This is a genomic window from Curvibacter soli, assembly GCF_029211125.1.
GTDB classification, from domain to species: Bacteria; Pseudomonadota; Gammaproteobacteria; order Burkholderiales; family Burkholderiaceae_C; genus Curvibacter_A; species Curvibacter_A soli.
This window is the reverse complement of the sequence record NZ_JARGEN010000019.1, coordinates 1-22,619: the sequence shown is the minus strand read 5'-3', so window position 1 is coordinate 22,619 and position 22,619 is coordinate 1. Positions and strand designations below refer to the sequence as shown.

15 protein-coding genes and 1 riboswitch are annotated in these 22,619 nt (G+C 68.2%); of the genes, 9 read left to right on the top strand and 6 right to left on the bottom strand.

Annotated features, from left to right (window positions below; genetic code table 11):
- Positions 1-63 precede the first annotated feature (63 nt).
- Together uvrA and PY257_RS04600 are read left to right on the top strand one after the other, a co-directional pair.
- Complete coding sequence (gene uvrA, locus PY257_RS04605; protein ID WP_275739333.1) at positions 64-5,994, top strand: excinuclease ABC subunit UvrA; 5,931 nt, start codon at positions 64-66, stop codon at positions 5,992-5,994.
- A gap of 105 nt (positions 5,995-6,099) precedes the next feature.
- Positions 6,100-7,209, top strand: coding sequence for a mechanosensitive ion channel family protein (locus PY257_RS04600; RefSeq protein ID WP_419095657.1), 1,110 nt, complete (start codon positions 6,100-6,102; stop codon positions 7,207-7,209).
- Between the two features lie 6 nt (positions 7,210-7,215).
- On the opposite strand, the gene PY257_RS04595 is transcribed toward PY257_RS04600, so the two are convergent.
- From PY257_RS04595 to PY257_RS04575, 5 genes are all read right to left on the bottom strand, one after another.
- A complete protein-coding gene (locus tag PY257_RS04595; RefSeq protein ID WP_275739331.1) occupies positions 7,216-8,043 on the bottom strand; it encodes an HAD family hydrolase in 828 nt (275 codons plus the stop codon).
- Positions 8,044-8,073: 30 nt separating this feature from the next.
- A complete protein-coding gene (locus PY257_RS04590) occupies positions 8,074-9,114 on the bottom strand; it encodes an acyltransferase family protein (RefSeq protein WP_275739329.1) in 1,041 nt (346 codons plus the stop codon).
- The gene (locus tag PY257_RS04585) at positions 9,111-9,599 is read right to left on the bottom strand and encodes a hypothetical protein (RefSeq protein WP_275739327.1); all 489 of its coding nucleotides are present in this window, start codon (positions 9,597-9,599) and stop codon (positions 9,111-9,113) included. The genes PY257_RS04590 and PY257_RS04585 overlap by 4 nt, the downstream gene beginning before the upstream one ends.
- A gap of 181 nt (positions 9,600-9,780) precedes the next feature.
- Complete coding sequence (locus PY257_RS04580) at positions 9,781-10,821, bottom strand: acyltransferase family protein (protein WP_275739324.1); 1,041 nt, start codon at positions 10,819-10,821, stop codon at positions 9,781-9,783.
- 9 nt (positions 10,822-10,830) lie between these two features.
- A complete protein-coding gene (locus PY257_RS04575) occupies positions 10,831-12,474 on the bottom strand; it encodes a peptide chain release factor 3 (RefSeq protein ID WP_275739322.1) in 1,644 nt (547 codons plus the stop codon).
- A 274-nt stretch (positions 12,475-12,748) separates the two neighbouring features.
- Between PY257_RS04575 and PY257_RS04570 the strand changes: the two genes are divergently transcribed.
- The 6 genes from PY257_RS04570 to PY257_RS04545 all read left to right on the top strand — a co-directional run bounded on the left by PY257_RS04570 (position 12,749) and on the right by PY257_RS04545 (position 19,682).
- On the top strand, positions 12,749-14,293 hold the full coding sequence (locus tag PY257_RS04570) for a hypothetical protein (protein ID WP_275739320.1): 1,545 nt from the start codon (positions 12,749-12,751) through the stop codon (positions 14,291-14,293).
- Between the two features lie 198 nt (positions 14,294-14,491).
- Positions 14,492-15,907: a hypothetical protein gene (locus PY257_RS04565; protein WP_275739318.1), complete on the top strand. Its 1,416-nt coding sequence runs from the start codon at positions 14,492-14,494 to the stop codon at positions 15,905-15,907.
- A 32-nt stretch (positions 15,908-15,939) separates the two neighbouring features.
- Positions 15,940-16,019: riboswitch (S-adenosyl-L-homocysteine riboswitch) on the top strand.
- 68 nt (positions 16,020-16,087) lie between these two features.
- Positions 16,088-17,518: an adenosylhomocysteinase gene (ahcY, locus tag PY257_RS04560; RefSeq protein ID WP_275739317.1), complete on the top strand. Its 1,431-nt coding sequence runs from the start codon at positions 16,088-16,090 to the stop codon at positions 17,516-17,518.
- 4 nt (positions 17,519-17,522) lie between these two features.
- Positions 17,523-18,311: a TlyA family RNA methyltransferase gene (locus tag PY257_RS04555; protein ID WP_275739315.1), complete on the top strand. Its 789-nt coding sequence runs from the start codon at positions 17,523-17,525 to the stop codon at positions 18,309-18,311.
- Entirely contained in the window at positions 18,308-19,162 is an 855-nt protein-coding gene (gene metF / locus PY257_RS04550) for a methylenetetrahydrofolate reductase [NAD(P)H] (protein WP_275739313.1), read from the top strand. Before PY257_RS04555 ends, metF begins: the two co-directional genes overlap by 4 nt.
- Positions 19,146-19,682: a septal ring lytic transglycosylase RlpA family protein gene (locus tag PY257_RS04545; RefSeq protein WP_275739311.1), complete on the top strand. Its 537-nt coding sequence runs from the start codon at positions 19,146-19,148 to the stop codon at positions 19,680-19,682. Before metF ends, PY257_RS04545 begins: the two co-directional genes overlap by 17 nt.
- A 2-nt stretch (positions 19,683-19,684) precedes the next feature.
- Here PY257_RS04545 and PY257_RS04540 read toward each other — a convergent pair whose 3' ends face one another.
- Positions 19,685-20,542: a 23S rRNA (adenine(2030)-N(6))-methyltransferase RlmJ gene (locus PY257_RS04540; protein ID WP_275739309.1), complete on the bottom strand. Its 858-nt coding sequence runs from the start codon at positions 20,540-20,542 to the stop codon at positions 19,685-19,687.
- Between the two features lie 185 nt (positions 20,543-20,727).
- Between PY257_RS04540 and PY257_RS04535 the strand changes: the two genes are divergently transcribed.
- Positions 20,728-22,515 carry a serine/threonine protein kinase gene (locus PY257_RS04535; RefSeq protein ID WP_275739307.1) on the top strand — a complete coding sequence of 596 codons (1,788 nt, stop codon included), beginning with the start codon at positions 20,728-20,730 and terminating at the stop codon, positions 22,513-22,515.
- The last annotated feature ends 104 nt before the right edge of the window (positions 22,516-22,619 follow it).

Below are 22,619 nucleotides of genomic sequence, written 5' to 3'. Positions count from 1 at the left end.
CGCCGCGCTTGGCGCAGGGGGCGGGCCTAGAATGCTTGGCCTCACTCCCCACACGACCGCACCATGACCCAGGGCAGCATCCGGATCCGAGGCGCGCGCCAGCACAACCTCAAGAACCTCGACCTCGACATCCATACCGGTGAACTCACCGTGGTGACGGGGCCGAGCGGCTCCGGCAAGTCGAGCCTGGTGTTCGACACGCTGTATGCCGAGGGCCAGCGTCGCTACGTGGAGACGTTCAGCGCCTACGCGCGCCAGTTTCTCGACCGCATGGACAAGCCGGCGGTGGACAAGGTGGAAGGCGTGCCGCCGGCCATCGCCATCGACCAGACCAACCCCGTGCGCTCGTCGCGCTCCACGGTCGGCACGATGACGGAGTTGAACGACCACCTCAAACTGCTCTACGCGCGCGCCGCGCGGCTTTTCGATGCCAGCACGGCGCTGCCTGTGCGGCATGATTCGCCCGACAGCATTTACGCGCAGCTCGTGGAGCGCACGGCGCAGCGACTCACGGTCGGGCCGCGCCAAGGTGAAGCAGTCGGCGCTGGCGGCGGCGAACCACGTGCAGCGGGGAGCGCGGGGGCCGATGACCCGCGCCTGGCGGTGACATTCCCCGTGGAATTGCCCGCCAACACCAGCGCCGACGAGGTGCAGCAATGGCTGTCGGCCAGCGGCTTCACGCGCGTGCAGGCCGAGCGCGAGGTGGCTACCCCGACGGGGCCGCGCAAAGTGCTGGATGTGGTGGCCGACCGCTTCCGCATTGCCAGCGCCGAGCGCGCGCGCGTGATCGAGGCGCTGGAGGTGGCGTTCAAGCGCGGCAGCGGGCGGCTCACGGTCTACGTGCTGGGCGAGGAGGGCGGCGAGCCGCTGCGCTGGAAGTTCTCCACCGGCCTGCACTGCCCCGAAAGCGACCGCCGCTACGCCGAGCCCACGCCCTCGATGTTCTCGTTCAACTCGCCCGTGGGCGCGTGCGAATCGTGCCGCGGCTTCGGCCGCGTGATCGGCGTGGACTGGGGCCTCGTCGTGCCCGACGAGAAGAAGACCCTGCGCGCCGGCGCCGTCAAGACCATCCAGACCCCGGCATGGAAGGAATGCCAGGACGATCTCATGCGCCACGCCGAGGCCGCCGGCATCCCGCGCGACACGCCGTGGTACAAGCTCGCGCCCGAGCAGCGGCAGTGGGTGATCGAGGGCACGCCCAACTACAAAGAGGGCAACTGGAACAAGCAGTGGTACGGCATCCGCCGCTTCTTTGCCTACCTGGAGAGCAAGGCGTACAAGATGCACATCCGCGTGTTGCTGTCCAAGTACCGCAGCTACACGCAATGCCCGGCCTGCGGCGGCGCGCGCCTGAAGCTCGAAAGCCTGCTTTGGCGCATCGGCGGCAAGGAGGATGCCGACGCCGTGCTGCCCCCCGAAAAGCGTTTTCTGCCGGTGGGCGCCCAGTGGTCGCGCGCGCAGCTCGAAGCGCTGCCGGGCCTGGGCCTGCACGACCTCATGCTGCTGCCCATCGAGCGGCTGCGGCGCTTCTTCGACCGCATCGCGCAGGCCGACGATGCTACTGAAAACATAGCTGCCACCGCAGGTGGAACAAGCGCTGGAGGCCAATTTCATGCAAAAACCGCGGCGGCCCCCGCGGAACGCCAGGCGTTGCGCCTGCTGCTGGGGGAAATCACCACGCGCCTGCGCTACCTGCACGAGGTCGGCATCGGCTACCTCACGCTGGAGCGGCAAAGCCGCACACTCAGCGGCGGCGAGGTGCAGCGCATCAACCTCACCACGGCGCTTGGCACCTCGCTGGTGAACACGCTGTTCGTGCTCGACGAGCCCAGCATCGGCCTGCACCCGCGCGACATGGACCGCATCATCGAAGCCATGCGGCGGCTGCGCGACGCCGGCAACACGCTGGTGGTGGTGGAGCACGACCCCGCCGTCATGCTGGCCGCCGACCGCATGATCGACATGGGCCCCGGCCCCGGCGAGCGCGGTGGGCAGATCGTGTTCGACGGCACGCCCGAGGCACTGCGCCATGCCGACACGCTCACCGGCGCCTACCTGGGCGGGCGCAAGCACATCGGCCTGGGCCTGCAGCGCCTGGTGGCCGACAGCACACCGCGCCTGATCCTCGAAGGCGCGCGCGAGCACAACCTGCGCGACGTGACGGTGGAGTTCCCGCTCCAGCGGCTCGTTACCGTCACGGGCGTATCGGGCTCGGGCAAGTCCACGCTGATCCAGGACGTGCTGGCGCCCGCGCTGCTGCGCCACTTCGGCCGCGCCACCGAGACGCCCGGCGCGCACGACCGGCTGCTCGGCGCCGATCACCTCGGCGACGTGGTGTTCGTGGACCAGTCGCCCATCGGCAAGACCGCGCGCTCCAACCCTGTGAGCTATGTGGGCGCGTGGGACGCCGTGCGCGAGATTTTCGCCACCGTGCCACAGGCCCGGCAGCGCGGCTACACCGCCGCCAAGTTCAGCTTCAACTCGGGCGACGGGCGCTGCCCCACCTGCGGCGGCTCGGGCTTCGAGCACGTGGAGATGCAGTTCCTGTCCGACGTATACCTGCGCTGCCCCGACTGCGACGGCAAGCGCTACCGCCCCGAGATCCTGGAGATCGCGGTGGAGCGCGGGACGGGAGGTCCCTGCGGTAGCCGCCGCCTCAACGTGGCCGACGTGCTGGACCTCACGGTCAGCGAGGCTGCTATATTTTTTGAAGGGGATCGCGAGGTACTGCGGGCGCTGCAGCCCATTTTGGATGTTGGTCTGGAATACGTGAAGCTCGGCCAGCCCGTGCCCACGCTCAGCGGCGGCGAGGCGCAGCGCCTCAAGCTCGCCGGCTTCCTGGCCGAGGCCGCGCGCGGCAAGGCGAAGCAGCCGCTGGCCAGGAAGGGCACGCTGTTCCTGTTCGACGAGCCGACCACGGGCCTGCACTTCGACGACATCGCCAAGCTCATGCGCGCGCTGCGCCGGCTGCTCGACGCGGGGAATTCGCTGATCGTGATCGAGCACAACCTCGACGTGATCCGCGCCAGCGACTGGCTCATCGACATGGGCCCCGAGGGCGGCGACGCGGGCGGCCAGGTGGTCGCCGCCGGCACGCCCGACGATCTGCGCCGGCACCCCTCGTCGCACACCGGCGCGGCGCTGCGGGCCTACGAGCAGGTGCTGGGCACCGGCGCGCACGCGGTGGAGGAGGGCCGCCCGCTGCAGGCCATCGCCCGTGCCCGGCGCGCCGCGCCCGCCCATGGCGCCGACGCGATCCAGATCGTCAACGCGCGCGAGCACAACCTGCAGGGCGTGAGCGTGGACATCCCGCGCGGCAAGTTCAACGTCATCACGGGCGTCAGCGGCTCGGGCAAATCGACGCTGGCGTTCGACATCCTGTTCAACGAAGGCCAGCGCCGATACCTGGAAAGCCTGAACGCCTACGCGCGCAGCATCGTGCAGCCCGCGGGCCGGCCCGAGGTGGACGCGGTGTACGGCATCCCGCCCACGGTGGCCATCGAGCAGCGCCTCTCGCGCGGCGGGCGCAAGAGCACGGTGGGCACCACCACCGAGGTGTGGCACTTCCTGCGCCTGCTGTACGTGAAGCTCGGCGTGCAACACTGCATCCACGACGGCACGCCCGTGCAGCCGCAGACGCCCGAGAGCATCGCCGCGCAGATCATGCGGCGCTTTCGCGGCCAGCACATCGGGCTGCTCGCGCCGCTGGTGGTCAACCGCAAGGGCGTCTATACCGAACTGGCGGACTGGGCCCGCCCGCGCGGCCATACCCACCTGCGCGTGGACGGCAACTTCCTGCCGACCACGAAGTTCCCGCGCATCGACCGCTTCAAGGAGCACACCATCGAGCTGCCCGTGGCCAGCCTCGACGTCACGCCCGCCAACGAGGCGCTGCTGCGCAATCGGCTCGCCGCCGCGCTGGAGCACGGCAAGGGCGTGGTGCACGTGCTGAGCGCGCTCGGCGGCCTGCGCCAGGCCATGGAGCAGGGCGCGGCCACGGCGGGCATCGGCCAGCTCGACGTGTTTTCCACCAAGCGCGCCTGCCCCGTCTGCGCCACCAGCTATGCCGAGCTGGACCCGCGCCTGTTCTCGTACAACAGCAAGCACGGCTGGTGTCCGGACTGCGTGGGCACGGGCGTGGCCCTCACGCGCGAGCAGCGCCGCGCGCTCGACGATTCGATGCTGGGCGAGGACAACCGCGGGCGCGAGCAGACCTTCGCCGAGCCCGAGGTGGAGGACGTGGCGGATGCCGCCTGCCCCGCCTGCGGCGGCACGCGCCTGAACGCGGTGGCGCGCGCGGTGCGCTTCGCCGGCAGCGCCATCACCGACATCGCGCGCCTGCCGGTGGCCGACGTGGCGCTCTGGGTCGCCGACCTGCGCCTGGCCGGGCGCGATGCCGGCATCGCGCGCGACCTCGTGCCCGAGATCCAGGGTCGGCTGGCGTTCCTGCAGGAAGTGGGCCTGGGCTATCTCACGCTCGACCGCGGCGCGCCCACGCTCTCGGGCGGCGAGGCCCAGCGCATCCGCCTGGCCGCGCAGCTCGGCAGCAACCTGCAGGGCGTGTGCTACGTGCTCGACGAGCCCACCATCGGCCTGCATGCGCGCGACAACCACATCCTGCTGAACGCCCTGCGCCAGTTGAGCGACAAGGGCAACACGCTGGTGGTGGTGGAGCACGACGAGGACACCATCCGCGCGGCCTCCCACATCATCGACATCGGCCCTGGCGCGGGCAGGCGCGGCGGGCGCGTGGTGGCGCAGGGCACGCTGGCCGACGTGGAGGGCGCGGCGGATTCGGTCACCGGGCGCTACCTGCTGCACGCCATGCGCCACCCGCTGGGCGCGCGCCGCCCGGTGGCGCCGGCGCTGAATGCGGGCGGCCTGCAGGCCGCGCCCGAGTTCGCCATCGACTGGCTCGCGCTGCGCGGCGCCGGCCTGCACAACCTGCGGCAGGTGGACATCGACGTGCCGCTCAGGCGCCTGGTGGCCATCACCGGCGTCAGCGGCTCGGGCAAGTCCACGCTGGCGCGCGACGTGCTGCTGGCCAACGTGGCCGCCGCCGTGCAGCAGCGCGCCAGCAAGGCCGGACGCGAGCAGGACGACGCGGGCCGGCACCCCGTGTGGGCGGGCTGCGAAAGCCTGGACGGCTACCAGGTGGTGGACCGGGTGCTCGAAGTGGATCAGACGCCCATCGGCAAGACGCCGCGCAGTTGCCCCGCCACCTACATCGGCTTCTGGGACACCATCCGCCGCCTTTTCGCCGACACGCTGGAGGCCAAGGCGCGCGGCTACGGCCCGGCCCGGTTCTCGTTCAATACCGGCCAAGGCCGCTGCCCCGTGTGCGAGGGGCAGGGCGTGCGCACCATCGAGATGAGCTTTCTGCCCGACGTGAAAGTGCCTTGCGAAGCCTGCCACGGCGCGCGCTTCAACACCGAGACGCTGGCCGTCACCTGGCGCGGCAAAAGCATTGGCGACGTGCTGCGCATGGCGGTGGACGAGGCGGTGGAGTTCTTCGCCAGCATGCCCGTCATCGGCCATCCGCTGCAACTGCTCAAGGACGTGGGCCTGGGCTACCTCACGCTGGGCCAGCCCTCGCCCACGCTGTCGGGCGGCGAGGCGCAGCGCATCAAGCTCGTGACCGAACTCAGCAAGGTGCGCGACGACGTGACGCGGCGCGGCCAGAAGGCGCCGCACACCTTCTACGTGCTCGACGAGCCCACGGTGGGCCTGCACATGGCCGACGTGGAAAAGCTCGTCCACGTGCTGCACCGCTTGGTGGACGGCGGCCACAGCGTGGTGGTGATCGAGCACGACCTCGACGTGATCGCCGAGGCCGACTGGGTCATCGACCTGGGGCCCGAGGGCGGCGCGGGCGGTGGGCGCGTAGTGGCCACCGCCGCGCCGCAGGACGTGGTGCGCCTGGGCACCCATACGGGCCGCGCGCTGGCGCCGGTGCTGGCGCGCGGCGACGGCAGCGCGGCCCTGGCGGCATGACGGAAAGTGCCGCCGCCCCCCGGCCTGGCAGGACAGCCAACATTCGGGCGAACTGCAGCGCCTTCCCCATACTTTCCCTGGCTGAAACGAAGGAGCGCCGTGCCCATGCTGCTAGATGAACTGCTTTCCCCGCCCTGGCTGCGGGCCGCCATCGCCGCGGCGCTGGCCGTGGCCGTCGGCTGGCTTGCCTACCGCGCCGGCGGCGTTGTGCTGCGGCGGGTCACGCGGGGCACCATCGTGCCCCAGGCCATCGTGCGGGCAATCCGCCAGCCCGCGCAATGGGCCCTGCCGCTGCTGGCCCTGCAACTGGTATGGCAGGGTGCGCCCGACGACCTGCGCTTCATCGGCGGCGTGCGCCATGCGACCGCGCTGCTGCTGATCGCGGCGTTCACCGCGCTTGCCATGCGCGCCATCGGCGGCCTGGCCGACGGGGTCATCGCCCGGCATCCGGCCGATGTGGTCGACAACCTGCAGGCCCGGCGCATCCACACGCAGGCGCGCGTGCTGGCGCGCAGCGCGAGCTTCGGCGTGCTGCTGGCGGGGGCGTCGTTCATGCTCATGACCTTTCCTGGCGCACGGCAGGTGGGCGCGAGCCTGCTGGCATCGGCGGGCGTGGTCGGGCTGGTGGCCGGTATTGCCGCACGGCCCGTGTTCAGCAACCTCATCGCCGGGCTGCAGATCGCGCTGGCGCAGCCGATCCGCATCGACGACGTGCTCATCGTGCAGGGCGAGTGGGGCCGCGTGGAAGAAATCACCGGCACCTACGTGGTGCTGAAGATCTGGGACGAGCGCCGCCTCATCATCCCGCTGCAGTGGTTCATCGAGAACCCGTTCCAGAACTGGACGCGCAGCAGCGCCGAGCTGCTCGGCACGGTGTTCCTGAACGTGGATTTCGGCATGCCGCTGGCGCCGCTGCGCGCGGAGCTGGAGCGCGTGGTGCCCACCTTTTCCGAATGGGATGGCCGCGTCGCCATCCTGCAGGTGACGGACACCACCGAGCGCACCATGCAACTGCGCATCCTGGTCACGGCGCAGTCGTCGCCGCAGGCGTTCGACCTGCGCTGCAAGGTGCGCGAGGCGATGATCGACTTCATGCAGCGCGAATACCCGCAGCACCTGCCGCGCGTGCGCGTGGAGCACGGGGCACCGCTGCCCGAGGCCGTGCCCGTGCCGGGGATGGTGGCCAACGCCGTTGCGGACGGTGCGGCGCGGTAGCCGGCCTCAATCCCGGCGCGTGCCGAGAATGGCGCGCGCTACCTCGGCAAAGCCCGCCCCGCGCTCACCCTGGGTGACATAGCGCGGCCAGTGCGCGAGCTGCGACGCGAAGCGGCGGACGTTGGCCACGCCCACGCTGAGCGGGAAGCGCTCGAACATCTTCTGGTCGTTGGTGGAGTCGCCCACGTAGACCCAGCGGTCGATCTCCGCATCGAGGTCGCGGCCCCACAGCATGCGCACGATCCAGCGCGCGCCGGTCAGCTTGTCGTGGTCGCCATACCAGCCGTTGATGTGGATGCTGCTCACCGTGGCGTGCATGCCCTCGCTGCGCATCAGTGCCACCACCTGGTCGATCGCGGACTGGGGCAGGTGAGTGAACTCGCTATGGTCGATGGCGATGTCGCATTCGCGGCCCGCGGAATCGGTGGCGCGCTTCGCGCCTGGCACCTCGCGCTCGATGCGCGCCAGCACGGCCTGCATGCGGGTGAAGTTGGCGGTGCGCGTGGCGGCGTCCTGTTGGTATATTTTTGATAGCTGCCCGCGCAGATTTGGCGGGCGCTGGAGCCCGATTTGGCTTGTATCCGGCAACAGCGCCACGGCGCCGCTCTCGGCCACGATGGCATCGATGGGCCAGGCGGCTGCAAAGGGCGCGCTCCAGCCCACGGGCCGCCCGGTGATGGCTGCCACATGCAGGCCGGCGGCTTTCAGGTTGCCCAGTGCCTGCAAGGCGTCGGGCGTGATTGCTCCTGCGGTGGTCAGGGTGTCGTCGATGTCGGTGAGCAGGCCCATGATGCGCGAACGAGCCCCGGCAGGCCATTGGGTCAGAGGGAGCATGGAGCCAAGGGGCTGGTGAAGGCCGGATCGTCAGATCGCAGCCCTCATGATGGGTTTTTCAACCCAGCGGTACCACAGCATGCTGATGAGAACAATGGCAACCGGCAACCCGAGCAGGAATATGCGCAGGGTCGGCGGTTCCGATATGCCCCAACAGACGCGCGCCTTGCTGCTGGCATCGAGAAGAAAGGTGTGCAGCAGATAGAGGCTGTAGGACGCATCGCCTACGGCCACCAGCCATGCCGGAGGGGCCCACGGCGTTTGTTCCATTGTCAGTGCGAGCACCAGTGCGCCCAGCCCCATCAGTCCAAAGCTGGCAGCACGCATGATTTCGACACGGTCAAAGTAGGGCGATGTCATGCCGAGGCAGACCCCGGCGATCATGAGCGTGACGCACACAAGGGGCGTCCACTTCGTGCCGCTGAAGATCCAGTGCTTTCGATCATAGGAGCGTGCAACCAGTGCGCCCGCGAGAAACTCGATGCCCAGTCCTGTCAAGCCATAGCGAAGCGGCTGTTGTCCGTTGTATACCAGCGGTGGGTCCATGATGAGCCAGCCGACGTTCCATGCGACCAGAACGGCAATGACGCTCCATAGGGCTTTGAGCGGGTGCCTCCTGGCTGCCAGGACGATGAGCGCAACCCACAGATAGAAATAAATCTCCATCGTCAGCGACCATGCCGGCGGCAGCCAGTTGTCCCATATGTTGGGGTACAGCAGAAGCGCGCTGAAGATGATTTTCCGGAGTTCCGGAAGACTCTCGTCGTAGACGTACACCGTGGTCAGGGCGATGAGCACGAGCACGGGCCAATAGCCGAGGTAGATGCGCAGCAGCCTTTTCTTGGCAAAAGGCACGATGCCGCGGTCCGGGATGGTCCGTTGGGCGGATCGGTACACCACGAATCCACTGAGCGTGAAGAATATGTCCACGCCAGAAAATCCCCATTGCATGGCGGGCGCAAAAACAGACAGGCTTGGCACCAATTCCCAATGGGGGCGCATGTGGAAGAAAAGCACCATCAGCGCCGCAATGCCGCGCAGCGCCTGCAGCCATCGCAATTCATTCTTCATGGCGTGAGCGGGGTGGCGGCTGCGCCTCTATTGGAACTCAGGGAAGATGTGTGTAATGGGATGGGGTTAGGGATGTCCACGGGGCAGTAGCCGTTGGCCAGCAGGCCGAAATCGATGGGCCGACCATCGAGGCGCAGCGCCAGCAGCCGCTCGTTGATCTGATCGACCAGCTCGAACCAGGCACTGCCCTGGGCGTCCAGGCGCTGACGTAAGGTCGCGCACGATGGCGCCTGGCGCATGCCCAGCGCGTGCAGGGCGAAGGCACTGGAGCGAAACGCCTCGGCCGCCTCGAAGTCGCTCTTGCCCATGCACAGCAGCGCCAGACAGGTGCGCACGATGTCGCTGTTGGAGATGCCCGAGCGCACAGGAAAGGCCGGATCGACCAGGGCGTTCAGATGGATGCGCTTCAGATACTGCCCAACGAGTGCCAAGCCGGCGTTGGAACTCAGGTCGTAGGGTAGCTTCTTGATAATGAAATCGGTCATGGCGCGCTCACCTGCAGGGTTAGACGCCATTATAAAAATAAGTTGTTGATTCACAAAGAGAAATCAAAAAATACAGTTTAGCTCACGGATTCAGGTACATAGGCTGCTGCTGAAATGATTCGTGGCTTCCAAGCAGGGATGAATCGCGTATAAAATGACTGGGGTCGGATTGCGTATGTGTTTATTTTGGCTTTGCCGCATTCCTTGGCTTGAATATAAGCGCTTGTTTTTCAACCATGTGCCAACTCGCATATGACAATAAAATGGTCGTCGCAAAGGCCAATGCAAGAGTGCCGGAAAAACCTAGATTCGGCCACTTATATAGAATGACTGTTTGTTGGATTGGAAACGCGAGAAGGTAAATGCCATATGAAGGATCGCCCCAGCGACCAGCACGCCTAATAATGGGAGTGGCGCGTGTCCCCGCGTAGATGACCATAAATGGCAATCCGATCAGCAAGGCAGTGTGGCGCCAGCCTACCGCCCATGCGGCTGCAGTGCCGAGGCTGATCGCTGTGGCCCAGAATACTGGGCGGCGGCTCCAATATGGCTGTAGTGTGAACTGTGCAACTCCCATCAAAAAAAATGCGCTGAGTTCGCTGCCGTAGCTGACAACACCTGTTAGGTCAGCGTTGCTCCGAAATATAAACCAGGTCATGTATAGCGCAATGCAGAGCAATAGAATAGGACGGTACTTCAGAAGTCCAAGCAACCCGGCCAACCCCAGTAGGATGTAACACCGTACTTCGATTGGGATAGTCCATAGCGAGCCATTGACTCCGCGTGGGGAGGGGTTATGTTCAAAAACTCCCGGTAGAACAAAGTGAATTTTCATCCACAGCCCTTGTAGATAGTCAGCAGTAGCGCGTTGCAGCAGGTATTCCTTGACCGGTAATTCGGTCACCCAAGCGCCAAGCCCGTATGCGGTGAGGATGAGTACCGCCGTCAAAGCGGGCCAGATGCGCAGAAATCGTCTTAGCGCGAATCTCCACACATTTGGGTCACGCTGCCAGCTGGCGTTTACCAGATAGCCGCTTACGACGAAAAAAATCGTAACGGCTAGGCCGCCGAGGCTGTGGATGTTGAAGAAGGAGGGCTCCGTTTGACCTGTCAACGCATAGTGATGGCTAATCAGGACCATGGACGCCGCTACGACACGGATGGCATCAAAGTTGTTGCCCGGATGGGCTACCGGGGGTGACGTATGTGAGGAGGGCATCATTGCAAAAACTCAGTTGTTGTTGGCCTGCAATGCCAGCCCCGCATGCTCGCGCAGCGGATGGAAATGGATCTTCGGAAACCGCTCCTGTGCCAGCCGGACGTCATACGGCGAGGTGCACAGGTAGGCCAGCGCATTGGCCGCATCGTGCGCCATGCGCAAGGGGTAGGTGTCGGTGAAGGTGCGCAGGTCCTGCGGCGTATCGGCGGTGATCCAGCGCGCGCCCGTGTACTGGCAGCCTTCCAGCCGCACGTCGGCGTCGTATTCCGCCTTCAGCCGGTGCTGCACCACCTCGAACTGCAACTGCCCCACGGCGCCCAGCAGCATGGCGCCGCCGGCATCGGGCTTGAAGACCTGGATGGCGCCCTCTTCGCCCAATTGCGCCAGGCCCTGCTGGAGTTGCTTGGTGCGCAGCGGGTTCTTCAGCACCACCGTCATGAACAGCTCGGGGGCGAAGAAGGGCAGGCCGGTGTACTGCAAGGTGGCGCCGTCGGTGATGGTGTCGCCCAGTTGCACGCCGCCATGGGTGGTGAAGCCGATGATGTCGCCCGCATAGGCTTCCTCCACGGCTTCGCGGCGCTGGCTCATGAAGGTGACGACGCTCGTGGGGCGCAACTCCTTGCCCGTGCGCTGCACCTTGAGCTTCATGCCTGGCGCGTACCTGCCCGAGGCCACGCGCACGAAGGCGATGCGGTCGCGGTGGTTGGCGTCCATGTTGGCCTGCACCTTGAACACGACGCCCGAGAACGTCTCCTCGTCGGGCTGCACGGTGCGCTCCACTGTCTGGCGGTTGACGGTCATGGTGCTCACGCGCGGGCGTGGCGGCGGGGCCAGGTCCACCAGCGCGTCGAGCACTTCCATCACGCCGAAGTTGTTCACGCCCGAGCCGAAGAACACGGGCGTCTGCCTGCCTGCGAGGAAGGCCTCGTGGTCCCATGCCGGCGAGGCGCCCGTGGCCAGCTCCATGCTCTCCAGCGCGGCGTCGAACTCGCTGCCGAAGCGTGCGCGCAGGGCGCCGGCCTCGGTCAGCGCAATGGTCTCGAAATCCTGCGGGCGCCGTTCGCTGCCGGCCTCGAACACCGTCATGGCCCGCGTGCGCAGGTTGATGATGCCGCCGAACGATTTGCCCTGGCCCACGGGCCAGGTCATGGGTACGCAGGGCATGCCGAGCTCGCGCTCCACCTCGTCGAGGATGTCGAGCGGCTCGCGCACCTCGCGGTCCATCTTGTTGACGAAGGTGATGATGGGCGTGTCGCGCTGGCGGCAGACTTCGATGAGCCGGCGCGTTTGCGCCTCCACGCCGTTGGCCGCATCGATCACCATGAGCGCAGAATCCACGGCGGTGAGCACGCGGTAGGTGTCCTCGCTGAAGTCCTTGTGGCCCGGCGTGTCCAGCAGGTTGATGACGTGGTCGCGATAGAGCATCTGCATCACGCTCGACGCCACCGAGATGCCGCGCTGCTTTTCGATCTCCATCCAGTCGCTGGTGGCGTGGCGGCTGGCCTTGCGGGCCTTCACGCTGCCGGCGATCTGGATCGCGCCGGAGAACAGCAGCAGTTTTTCCGTCAGCGTGGTCTTGCCCGCGTCGGGGTGGGAGATGATCGCGAACGACCGTCTTGCCCGGACCTGCTGCGCGTACGAAGAACCACTTGCCATGAGAAAAATCCTGTCGATGTCGGGGCCGCTGCGGGCGTGCCTGGAGGATGTGTCCACGCATGCCTAAAGAAGCAGGGGCGCAGTGTCGCCCTGCAGAGGAAGGTGGACGCGGGCGCGGGGCGGAATCGCCGATTTTAGGTGACTGCAGTCCACAGGCGGCCCGGGCAAGAGCGCGCGCAGCGCGCATGGCGCGGTGGGCCGCGGGCCGGGCACGAGCTATAAACGGAACACGGCGTCGGCCCCGGTTCGGCGCCACCCCCTCTTGCGGACTGCCATGCTGAGCCTTTCCTCTCCCACTTCGTCGCGTCTTTCCAGCCTGCTGCCAGAGGACCTGGGGGAAGAGCTGAAGGCCCTGCAGCAAGACCCCGCTGTGGCCAGCGGCCTGCAACTGCTCGCGGCACTGGCGCGGGCGGATGAATCCGGGGGGCCGCTGCCGGAGCGGCTGCCGCGCCTGCGCGCGCACCTCGACGCGGCGCTGGAGTTGGCGCCGCGCTTGCGCGCGCGCGCCGACGATGCGCAATTGTCCAGCCCGCGGCAAGCGCGCTGGACCCTGCGGCTGGCGCAACAGATGCTGCAGGCCGCGCACCAGGGTTTCAAGCGCGCGGCGGTCGACGGGAGCGCGGCCAAGGGCCTGTTCGCGCGCCACCGGCCCACGATCGAGGCCTTCGCGCTCGCCATGTGGAGCGGCTGGCAACTGGCCGTGCTGCATGCCCGCGCCTACACGGCCCTGCCGCCCGGTTTCTGGAGCGATTGCCACCGGCTGTTCGTCTATGCCGCGGGACAAGGGTGGGACGACAAGGCGCCCGGCGCGGATGTGCCGACGCCATTGGGCGAAAGCTACCGCCGCATCCTGCTGCTCGGCATGACGGGCAGCAACCGCTACGAGGCGGACCAACTGGGCATGCTCATCGAGCTGATCGAGGAATCCGCCCCGCAACTTGGCGTTGGCTGGCTGGGGCCGCGCACCGCCCCCCAGGGCGCCTTCGTCTGCCAGGAGCACAGTGACCGCCCGCCGCTGTTCACGGCCCCGCTGCCGCATGCGGGCGGCGAGCATCCCTACCTGGCGGTGGATACGCGCCGCGTGGAGGCGGAGTTGCAGCGCCGCATCGACGCGCAGCAGAACGCCGCCGTGTCGTCCCCGCGCCGGCTGCAGCTCTACCAGCGGCTGCAGCAGGAGTGGACCCGGCCTGCCCAGCGCCGGCACACGCGCAGGCGACGCGCGGGCGACGACCGGGTGGAGTTGATCAGTGCCCTCGCCGCCTGCTGGGCCGTCGTGGACAGCGAGCGCGCGCATGCCGGCGCATGGGCGCAGCGCTTCGCGCCGGAGCCGCGGGACGCGCCCGCCGCCGAGAGCGCCTCCCCGGCGGAACTGCCCACGCGGGCGGCGATGCTCAGCGTCGCCAACATCAGCCATTCCGGCCTGCTGCTGCAGGGCGACCCGGGCAGCCAGCCGCTGGGCGCGGGCGAAGTCGCGGTCTACCGGCGGCCCGGCAGGTCGTGGCGGCTCGGCCTCATCCGCTGGGTCAACTTCCGGCTCGAATCGATGCTGACGCAGTGCGGCATCGAATACCTCGGGGGCTCGCTGGAGGCGGTCATGGTGGCCCCCGTCACGGCCGGGAGCCTGGGCGACTATCAGCAGGCGCTACGCATCAATGGGCGCAATGTCATCGTCGTCGAGGGGCGCTACTTTCATCCGTTCCGCGAATTCCTGATGGGCGACGCCCAGGCACTGGTGCGCATCCGGGCGGTGCGGCTGGTGCTGCAATCGATCCAGTACCAAGCCATGGAGTACCAGGTGGTGGGTCCGGCCGAGGGTTGATCTGGCCGCGGGCGCGCATCCGTCGTGCCCGCCATTTCTGTTTTAGCCGCAAATGGTCGCCTTCCTCGGACGGCGGCATCTCGCACGGGATGGACGGCCGGTTTGCCGTGCCAGCGGCGCCGCCGATGCCGATGCTCTTGCCGGAACAAGGATGTTATTTTGACATTTCCACAAGAATTGTCCGTATATGCGCCCAGTTTGCTCGCATCGGATGCGGCGGGCGCGCTGGTGGAGTTGCGGCAGGATCCTGTGCTGGCCAAGGGGCTGGATCTGCTGGCCGCAGTATGTGCGCCCGATGCCGCCGGCGGAAAGCTCGATGAACGCCTCCAACTGCTGCGGCAACACCATGGGCGCGTGGCGGATCTGCTGCCGCAGTTGCTGGCCCGGGTCCACGGAAGCGACGGCGCGAGCGCTGAACAGTCCCGCACGGCGGTGCGGCTGGCGCAGCAGCTCGCGCGCGCCATGCACCAGGCGTTCAAGCAGGCTGCGGCGCAGGGCAGCCTGACCAAGGGGCTGTTCGCGCGCCAGCGTCCGGCGGTGGAGGCTTTGTCGCTTGCGCTGCTCACGGGGTGGGAGCTTGCCTGCGTGTATGCGCACACCTACACGGCGCTGCCGGCGCGCTTCTGGGCCGAGTGCCATCAATTCTTCGCCCACGCGGTGGAGCAGGGCTGGGAATCCAAGTCGCACGGGCCTGCGGAACCCAGCATGGAGGAAACCTACATCCGCATCCTGCTGATGAGCATGACGGGGGCCAACCGGTACGAGCCGTACCAGATCGGCACCCTGATCGATCTCGTGGCGGAGGCTGCCCCCCATACCGGAATCGTGGCGGCGCACCGCATGGCGGAGGACAAGGCGGCATTCCTCTTCCGGCTAGACGAGGACGAGCCGCCGGCATTCGGCCTGCCTCCTGCGCCGGCGGAAGGTGGTTCCCGCTACGTCGTGGACGTCAAGGAGGCGGTGGAAGTGCTGCAGCGCCGAATGGATGAACCGCGCGCCGGCGCCGTACCGCTGTCGCGGCGGCAGCGGCAGGTGTATGAGCGCGTGCGCCGGGAATGGCAGTATCCCGCCCAGCGCCGCCATGAGCGCCGCAGCCGCGCGGACGGGGAGCGGGTCGAAATGGTCAGTTCCATGGCCGTTTGCTGGGATATCGCCCAGCAGGGCGACGGCGCGCAGGCGGGCACCGTATTCGACGTGCTCAACACCAGCGATTCCGGCATGCTGCTGCAGGGCGAGTCGGACAGCCAGCACCTGATTCCAGGCGAAATCGTGGCGTACCGGCGCCTGGGCAAGCCATGGCAGACCGGCATGATCCGCTGGGTGGGTTTCCAGGCCGAATCGCTGACCACGCTGTGCGGCATCGAGCATGTCGGCGGCATGCCCCATGCCGTGATGATTGCGCCCGTCATGGCCCAGATGGAGCCCTACCAGCATGCCTTGCGGCTGCAAGGCCATTCCACGGTGGTGATCTCCGGCCACCATTTCCATCCGTTTCGCGAATTCCACCTCGACGATGGGGGAGAGGTGACGCGCATCCAGGCGATCAAGCTGGTCTTTCAGTCCGCGCTCTACCAAGTGATGGCCTACCAGGCCGGGGGCTCGAAGGACGAATAGGCCGGGACAACCCCGGTTTACAATCCGCCGCGATCTTCGAGGAGCGCTGCGACCCGCCCACCGCATGCGGGCCAGGCTCGAAGACGATGTTCCCCAACCGCGCTCACCCACGAGTTTCGTGGCGTGAGTGTGTCCGCCCGAACCGTGGTGCCCGCCGTTTCGCAGCAAACAGGAGCCACCATGAACGCTGTTCCCAAATCCACCGGCGCCGACAGCGCCATCGCCGACATCGCCCTGGCCGCCTGGGGCCGCAAGGAAATCCGCATCGCCGAGACCGAGATGCCCGGCCTGATGGCGATCCGCGAGGAATTCGCCAAGACCCAGCCGCTCAAGGGCGCGCGCATCACTGGCTCGCTGCACATGACGATCCAGACCGCCGTGCTGATCGAGACACTGCAGGCCCTGGGCGCGCAGGTGCGCTGGGCCTCGTGCAACATTTTCAGCACGCAGGACCATGCCGCCGCCGCCATCGCCGAGGGCGGCACGCCGGTGTTCGCCATCAAGGGTGAGTCGCTGGCCGACTACTGGGACTATACGCACCGCATCTTCGACTTCGGCCCCAAGGGTTCGGACGGCGAGGGCCCGAACATGATCCTCGACGACGGCGGCGACGCCACGCTGCTGATGCACCTGGGCCAGAAGGCCGAGAAGGACGCATCGGTGCTGGCCCACCCCGCGAGCGAGGAAGAGCGCATCCTGTTCGCCGCCATCGAGGCCAAGCTGGCCGAGGACGGCGCCTGGTACAGCCGCAAGAGCGCCCGGATCATCGGCGTGACCGAGGAAACCACCACCGGCGTGCACCGTCTCAAGGAAATGTCGGCCAAGGGCACGCTGATGTTCCGCGCGATCAACGTGAATGACTCGGTGACCAAGAGCAAGTTCGACAACCTCTACGGCTGCCGCGAATCGCTGGTGGACGGCATCAAGCGCGCCACCGACGTGATGATCGCCGGCAAGGTGGCCGTGGTGGCCGGCTACGGCGATGTGGGCAAGGGCTGCGCCCAGGCCCTCTCGGCCCTGCGCGCCCAGGTCTGGGTGACCGAGATCGACCCGATCAACGCCCTGCAGGCCTGCATGGAAGGCTACAAGGTCGTGACGATGGAATACGCCGCCGACAAGGCCGACATCTTCGTCACCACCACGGGCAACAAGGACGTGATCCGCCACGCGCACATGGCAGCGATGAAGAACGAGGCCATCGTCTGCAACATCGGCCACTTCGACAACGAGATCGACGTCGCCTCGCTGGAGCAGTACCCGTGGGAAGAGATCAAGCCGCAGGTGGACCACGTGATCTTCCCCGACGGCCACCGCATCATCCTGCTGGCCAAGGGCCGCCTGGTGAACCTGGGCTGCGCCACCGGCCACCCGAGCTACGTGATGAGCAGCTCGTTTGCCAACCAGACGCTGGCGCAGATCGAGCTGTTCACCAAGCCCGACGCATACGAGGCCGGCAAGGTCTATGTGCTGCCCAAGCTGCTCGACGAGAAAGTCGCGCGGCTGCAGCTCAGCAAGCTCGGCGCCCAGCTCACCGAACTGACCGACGCGCAGGCCGCCTACATCGGCGTGGACAAGAACGGGCCGTACAAGCCCGACAGCTACAGATACTGAGCCCATGCGGGCCGACCAGCTCCTGGTCGCGCGCGGCATGGCCGCCTCGCGCGCGCAGGCCGCGCGGCTCATCGCCGCCGGCGTGCAGTGGCGCGCCGGCGCCGGCGCGTGGCAGGCCGTGGCCAAGAACGGCGACGAACTGCCCGCCGATGCCGCGCTGGATCTGCTGGATGCCGCCGAGGCGCGCTACGTCTCGCGCGGCGGCCTCAAGCTCGAAGGCGCGCTGCGCGCCACCGGCGTCAGCGCGCAGGGGCGGCGCTGCCTCGACGTGGGCCAGTCCACCGGGGGCTTCACCGACTGCCTGCTGCGGCACGGCGCGGCGCAGGTGCTGGGCGTGGACGTGGGCCACGGCCAGTTGCACCCGCGCCTGCGCGCCGACGCACGCGTGCTGTGCCTGGAGGGCATCAACGCACGCAGCCTGGATGCTTCTGTTTTGATAGCTGCCACCGCAGGTAATTCGGGCGCTGGAGGCCGATTTGATGCAAATTTCGGTCTGGTCGTGGGCGATGTGTCGTTCATCTCGCTGACGCTGGTGCTGCCGGCCCTGGCGCCGCTGCTGGCGGCGGATGGCGACCTGCTGCTGCTGGTCAAGCCCCAGTTCGAGCTGCAGCCCGGCCAGATCGGCAAGGGCGGCATCGTGCGCGACACCGGCCTCCATGCCATGGTCGAGCAGCGCATCCGCGCCGCCTGCGCGGACTGCGGCCTGGCGGTGCGGCAATGGCTGCCCAGCCCCATCGCGGGCGGCGACGGCAACCGCGAGTTTTTTGTCCATGCAAGAAGGAAGACGCCATGACGGCAGCGGCAGCCTTTCCCATCAGCTTCGAATTCTTCCCGCCCAAGACGCCGGAGGGCGCGGTCAAGCTGCGCGCCGCGCGCCAGCGGCTCTACGCGCTGGCGCCGCAGTTCTGCTCGGTCACCTACGGCGCGGGCGGCTCCACCCAGCAGGGCACGTTCGACACCGTGGCCGAGATCCTGGCCGAGGGAGTGGACGCGGCCAGCCATTTCTCATGCGTCGGTGCCACGCGCGACACGGTGCGCGCCCAGCTCGCGCAACTGCGGGCCATGGGCGTCAAGCGCCTGGTGGCGTTGCGCGGCGACCTGCCCAGCGGCTACGGCAGCGGCGGCGAGTTCCAGTTCGCGAGCGACCTCGTGGCCTTCATCCGCGCGGAGACGGGCCGCGCATTCCACATCGAGGTGGCGGCCTACCCCGAGGTGCATCCGCAGGCCCGCAGCCCGCAGGCCGACCTGCAGGCCTTCGCCGCGAAGGTGCAGGCCGGGGCCGACGCGGCCATCACCCAGTACTTCTACAACGCCGACGCCTACTTCCGCTTCGTGGACGACGCGCGCCGCCTGGGCGTGGACGTGCCGGTGGTGCCGGGCATCATGCCCATAGCCAGTTCGTCGCAGTTGCTGCGGTTTTCCGACGCCTGCGGCGCCGAGATCCCGCGCTGGCTGCGGCTGCGGCTGCAGGCTTTCGGCGACGACGTGGCGTCCATCAAGGACTTCGGCCTAGACGTGGTGGCAGCGCTGTGCGAACGCCTGCGCGCAGGCGGCGCGCCGGGGCTGCACTTCTACACCATGAACCAGAGCGCGGCCACGCTGGCCCTGTGCGAGCGGCTGGGGCAGGATGGCGCGCGCGGCTGAAGGCCGCCCGCCCCGCCGAGCGGGGTTGTGGCTGGGCGCGACCTGGGCGCTGTGCTGGGCGCTGGGCGTCCATGCCCAGCAGCCCGCCGAGGATGGCGCGGTCGCCCCGGATGCGCCGCCCGCCGCCAGCGGCATGGACGACGACGGCTTTTCGCTGTTCGGCATGCCCGGCGCGGCGGCGCCGCGGGATGCCGGCGTCTTTTTCGAGCGTGGCGGCGCCTCGTGGTACGGGCTGCGGTTCCACCGCCGACGCACAGCGAGCGGCGAACGCTACGACATGGCTGCCTACACCGCGGCGCACCGCACGCTGCCGTTCGGCACGCTGGTGTGCGTGCGCAGCCTGGTCAATGGCCGCGAGGTGCCGGTGCGCATCAACGACCGCGGCCCGCACGTGCCGGGCCGCATCATCGACCTGAGCCGCGCGGCGGCGGAGGCGATCGGCATGATGGGGCTGGGCATCAAGGAGGTGGCGCTGTTCCTGCCTGGAGAGACCGGCCACGCCTGCGGTGGGGCGCGGTAGGCTCAGCCGCCGGTTTCGAGCGTGAACGCCGCATTGCGGTCCTGCGCCAGCAGCTCCACCAGTTGCGGCAGCGCCGCCGCCAGCGCGGGCCGCAGCGTGAAGGGCGGGTTGACCAGGAACATGCCGCTGGCGGGCAGGCCATGCGCCTGCTTGCCGGACTTGACCGTCAGCGCGGCGTGCAGCCACGGCTTGCCGGCCTTGGCGGCCAGGGTCTTCAGTCGGCGCGGCAGCGCGTGCGCCTCGGTGCGCGGGATGATCGGGTACCACACGGCGTAGGTGCCGGTGGCGAAGCGCTGGAGCGCGTCGGCCAGCAGCGCGGCGGCGCGCGCGTAGTCCTCCTTCAGCTCGTAGCTCGGGTCGCACAGCAGCAGCGCGCGGCGCGAGGGCGGGGGCAGCAGCTTGTTCACGCCCGCGAAGCCGTCCTCGCGCAGCACCGCGATCTGCCGCCCCGCGTCGAGCTGGGCGATGTTGGCCGCCAGCGTCTTCGCGTCCGTCGGGTGCAGCTCGAACAGCTTGAGCTTGTCCTGCGCGCGCATCAGCCGGTGGGCGATGAACGGCGAGCCGGGATAGATCTTCAGCGCGCTGCCGGCATTGAATGCGCGCACCATGTCCAGATAGTCCTGCAGCGCGGGCGCCAGCGGCACGGTGGCCGCGGCCAGCCGCAGAACGCCATCGGCGGCCTCGCCGCTGGTCGTGGCGTAGTCGCCGTCTAGGCGGTACAGGCCGGCGCCGGCATGGGTGTCGAACACCATGAGCGCCGTGTCCTTGGCGGTCAGGTGCTGCAGCGTGGCGATCAGCACGGTGTGCTTGAGCACATCGGCGTGGTTTCCGGCATGGAAGGCGTGGCGGTAACTGAACATGGGCCCATAGTACCCACCTTGCCGGGGCCGGCCGCGCGCATCGCGGTTGCATGCTGCAACGCTGGGCTACAGAATGCGACATCCGCCGTGAGGTTTTTGGCGCTTTGCGCGCGTTTGCTTGCACGCACATGGCCTTATTTCCACCATGATGCGGATTCACACCCGTCCATTGCGCCCACCATCCCATGTCCAAATCTGCCGCCGCGTCCGTGCATCCGAGCGCCGGGGACATCACCCACATCGACGCGCTGCCGCCGGGCACGCGCCTGGCCGAGTTCGAGGTGCAGGGCCTGCTGGGCGTGGGCGGCTTCGGCATGGTCTACCGGGCCTTCGACCATTCACTGTTCCGCGAGGTGGCCATCAAGGAATACATGCCCTCGGCGCTCGTGGGCCGCTCCGCGGGCATGTCGCTTTCCATCAGATCGTCCGCCGACGAGCAGACCTTCCTCGCCGGCCTGCGCTCGTTCGTGGCCGAGGCGCGCCTGCTGGCCCGCTTCGACCACCCGTCGCTGGTCAAGGTGTTCCGCTTCTGGGAGGCCAACAACACCGCGTACATGGTCATGCCGCTGTACAAGGGCATGACGCTCAAGCAGGCGCGCGCGCAGATGCGCCAAGCCCCGCCGGAGGATTGGCTGCGCAAGCTGCTGTGGTCGGTGCTCGGTGCGCTGCGCGTGCTGCACGAAAGCGACACCCTGCACCGCGACATCTCGCCCGACAACATCTTTTTGCAGGACAGCGGCGCGCCCGTGCTGCTGGACCTGGGCGCCGCGCGCCGCGCCATCGGCGACCGCACGCGCAGCCATACGGCCATCCTCAAGGTGAACTACGCCCCCATCGAGCAGTACGGCGGGGGCACCGAGGAACTGCGCCAGGGGGCATGGACCGACCTGTACGCACTGGCCGCCGTGGTGCACGGCTGTCTGAGCAACGAGCCGCCGCCGCCCTCGACCTTCCGCGTGCTCAAGGACCGCATGCAGCCTATGGCCGAGTTGGCGCGCGTGCTCGATGAGCAGTTCGGCCAGCGCTATTCGCCGGCATTCGTGGCAGCCCTGGACCGGGCGCTGGCCGTGCGGCCCGAGGAGCGCCCGCAGCGCATCGAGGATTTCATCGCCGCCATGGACCTGGCGGCGCCGTCCGCTGGGCTGGCCGGGTTCGACTGGCGTGCGGAGCTGGGCGGCATCTGGCAGCCAGTCCTGGCCGGCGGCGGCCCCGCGCTGCAGGACGCGCCTGCGGGCCTTACCGCCGATGCCGCCGTGGAGCAGCGCACGCACCGGCTGCCGCCGCGCAAGGAGGAAGAGGGCGAAGAGGGCGAAGAGGAGGGCGACACCGCCGCCCCGTCACCCGTGCCGCCATTCGTGCCCGTGTCCGCCACGGCGTTCACCGTACCGCCGTTCGCAACCCTGCCGGATGCGGCACTGCCACCTGCCGCAACTGACACCGACGGCGCCGGGCCGTCGCCGCGCCGCAAGCTCGCGTGGGCCGCTGCAACCGCCGTGGTGCTGGTGGCGCTGGCCTGGTGGGCGCTGCAACCGGCCGCCCCATCTGCACCGTCTGGCGTGGCGCCCGAGGCGGCACGGCCTGCCGACGACATCATTACCGAGTACGCGGCACCCGCACCGGCGGCGTCTGCCGCCAGCCTGCCCGCACCCGCGGCAGGCGCGTCCGCCCCGCCTGCTGCCCGCAAGCCGGCCCCGGCAGGCGGCCATGCCGCCGCCAAGACCGCCGCAGCCCAGGCACCCCTGCCCGCGCCGCCACCGGACGGTGCAGATGCATCGCCCGAAGCACCGGTTTTGGCACCAGCTCCTGTCAAGGTGGTTCGCCCGCCCGCTGCGCCTGCTCCACTATGCGCCAGCGAGGGGTTCTTCACGCGCTCCCTCTGCGTCTACCGCGAGTGTGAAAAGCCCGCGCTGGCCCAGCACCCGCAATGCGTGGAACTGCGCCGCCGCCGTGAGCAGGAAACCGAATTGCGATAGCCAAGTCTTTTCCAATTCAGGCATGAGCCCAATACTGTTTAGCGTGAAAGAAGCGCCCACCAGGACACGCCTGTCCCTGGCCCAGGAGGCCATCAGAGGATGAA

Excerpts from the sequence above, each read along its gene's own strand:
- uvrA (WP_275739333.1), top strand. The coding sequence starts at position 64 with ATGACCCAGGGCAGCATCCGGATCCGAGGCGCGCGCCAGCACAACCTC.
- PY257_RS04600 (WP_419095657.1), top strand. The coding sequence starts at position 6,100 with ATGCTGCTAGATGAACTGCTTTCCCCGCCCTGGCTGCGGGCCGCCATC.
- PY257_RS04595 (WP_275739331.1), bottom strand. The coding sequence starts at position 8,043 with ATGCTCCCTCTGACCCAATGGCCTGCCGGGGCTCGTTCGCGCATCATG.
- PY257_RS04590 (WP_275739329.1), bottom strand. The coding sequence starts at position 9,114 with ATGAAGAATGAATTGCGATGGCTGCAGGCGCTGCGCGGCATTGCGGCG.
- PY257_RS04585 (WP_275739327.1), bottom strand. The coding sequence starts at position 9,599 with ATGACCGATTTCATTATCAAGAAGCTACCCTACGACCTGAGTTCCAAC.
- PY257_RS04580 (WP_275739324.1), bottom strand. The coding sequence starts at position 10,821 with ATGATGCCCTCCTCACATACGTCACCCCCGGTAGCCCATCCGGGCAAC.
- PY257_RS04575 (WP_275739322.1), bottom strand. The coding sequence starts at position 12,474 with ATGGCAAGTGGTTCTTCGTACGCGCAGCAGGTCCGGGCAAGACGGTCG.
- PY257_RS04570 (WP_275739320.1), top strand. The coding sequence starts at position 12,749 with ATGCTGAGCCTTTCCTCTCCCACTTCGTCGCGTCTTTCCAGCCTGCTG.
- ahcY (WP_275739317.1), top strand. The coding sequence starts at position 16,088 with ATGAACGCTGTTCCCAAATCCACCGGCGCCGACAGCGCCATCGCCGAC.
- PY257_RS04555 (WP_275739315.1), top strand. The coding sequence starts at position 17,523 with ATGCGGGCCGACCAGCTCCTGGTCGCGCGCGGCATGGCCGCCTCGCGC.
- metF (WP_275739313.1), top strand. The coding sequence starts at position 18,308 with ATGACGGCAGCGGCAGCCTTTCCCATCAGCTTCGAATTCTTCCCGCCC.
- PY257_RS04545 (WP_275739311.1), top strand. The coding sequence starts at position 19,146 with ATGGCGCGCGCGGCTGAAGGCCGCCCGCCCCGCCGAGCGGGGTTGTGG.
- PY257_RS04540 (WP_275739309.1), bottom strand. The coding sequence starts at position 20,542 with ATGTTCAGTTACCGCCACGCCTTCCATGCCGGAAACCACGCCGATGTG.
- PY257_RS04535 (WP_275739307.1), top strand. The coding sequence starts at position 20,728 with ATGTCCAAATCTGCCGCCGCGTCCGTGCATCCGAGCGCCGGGGACATC.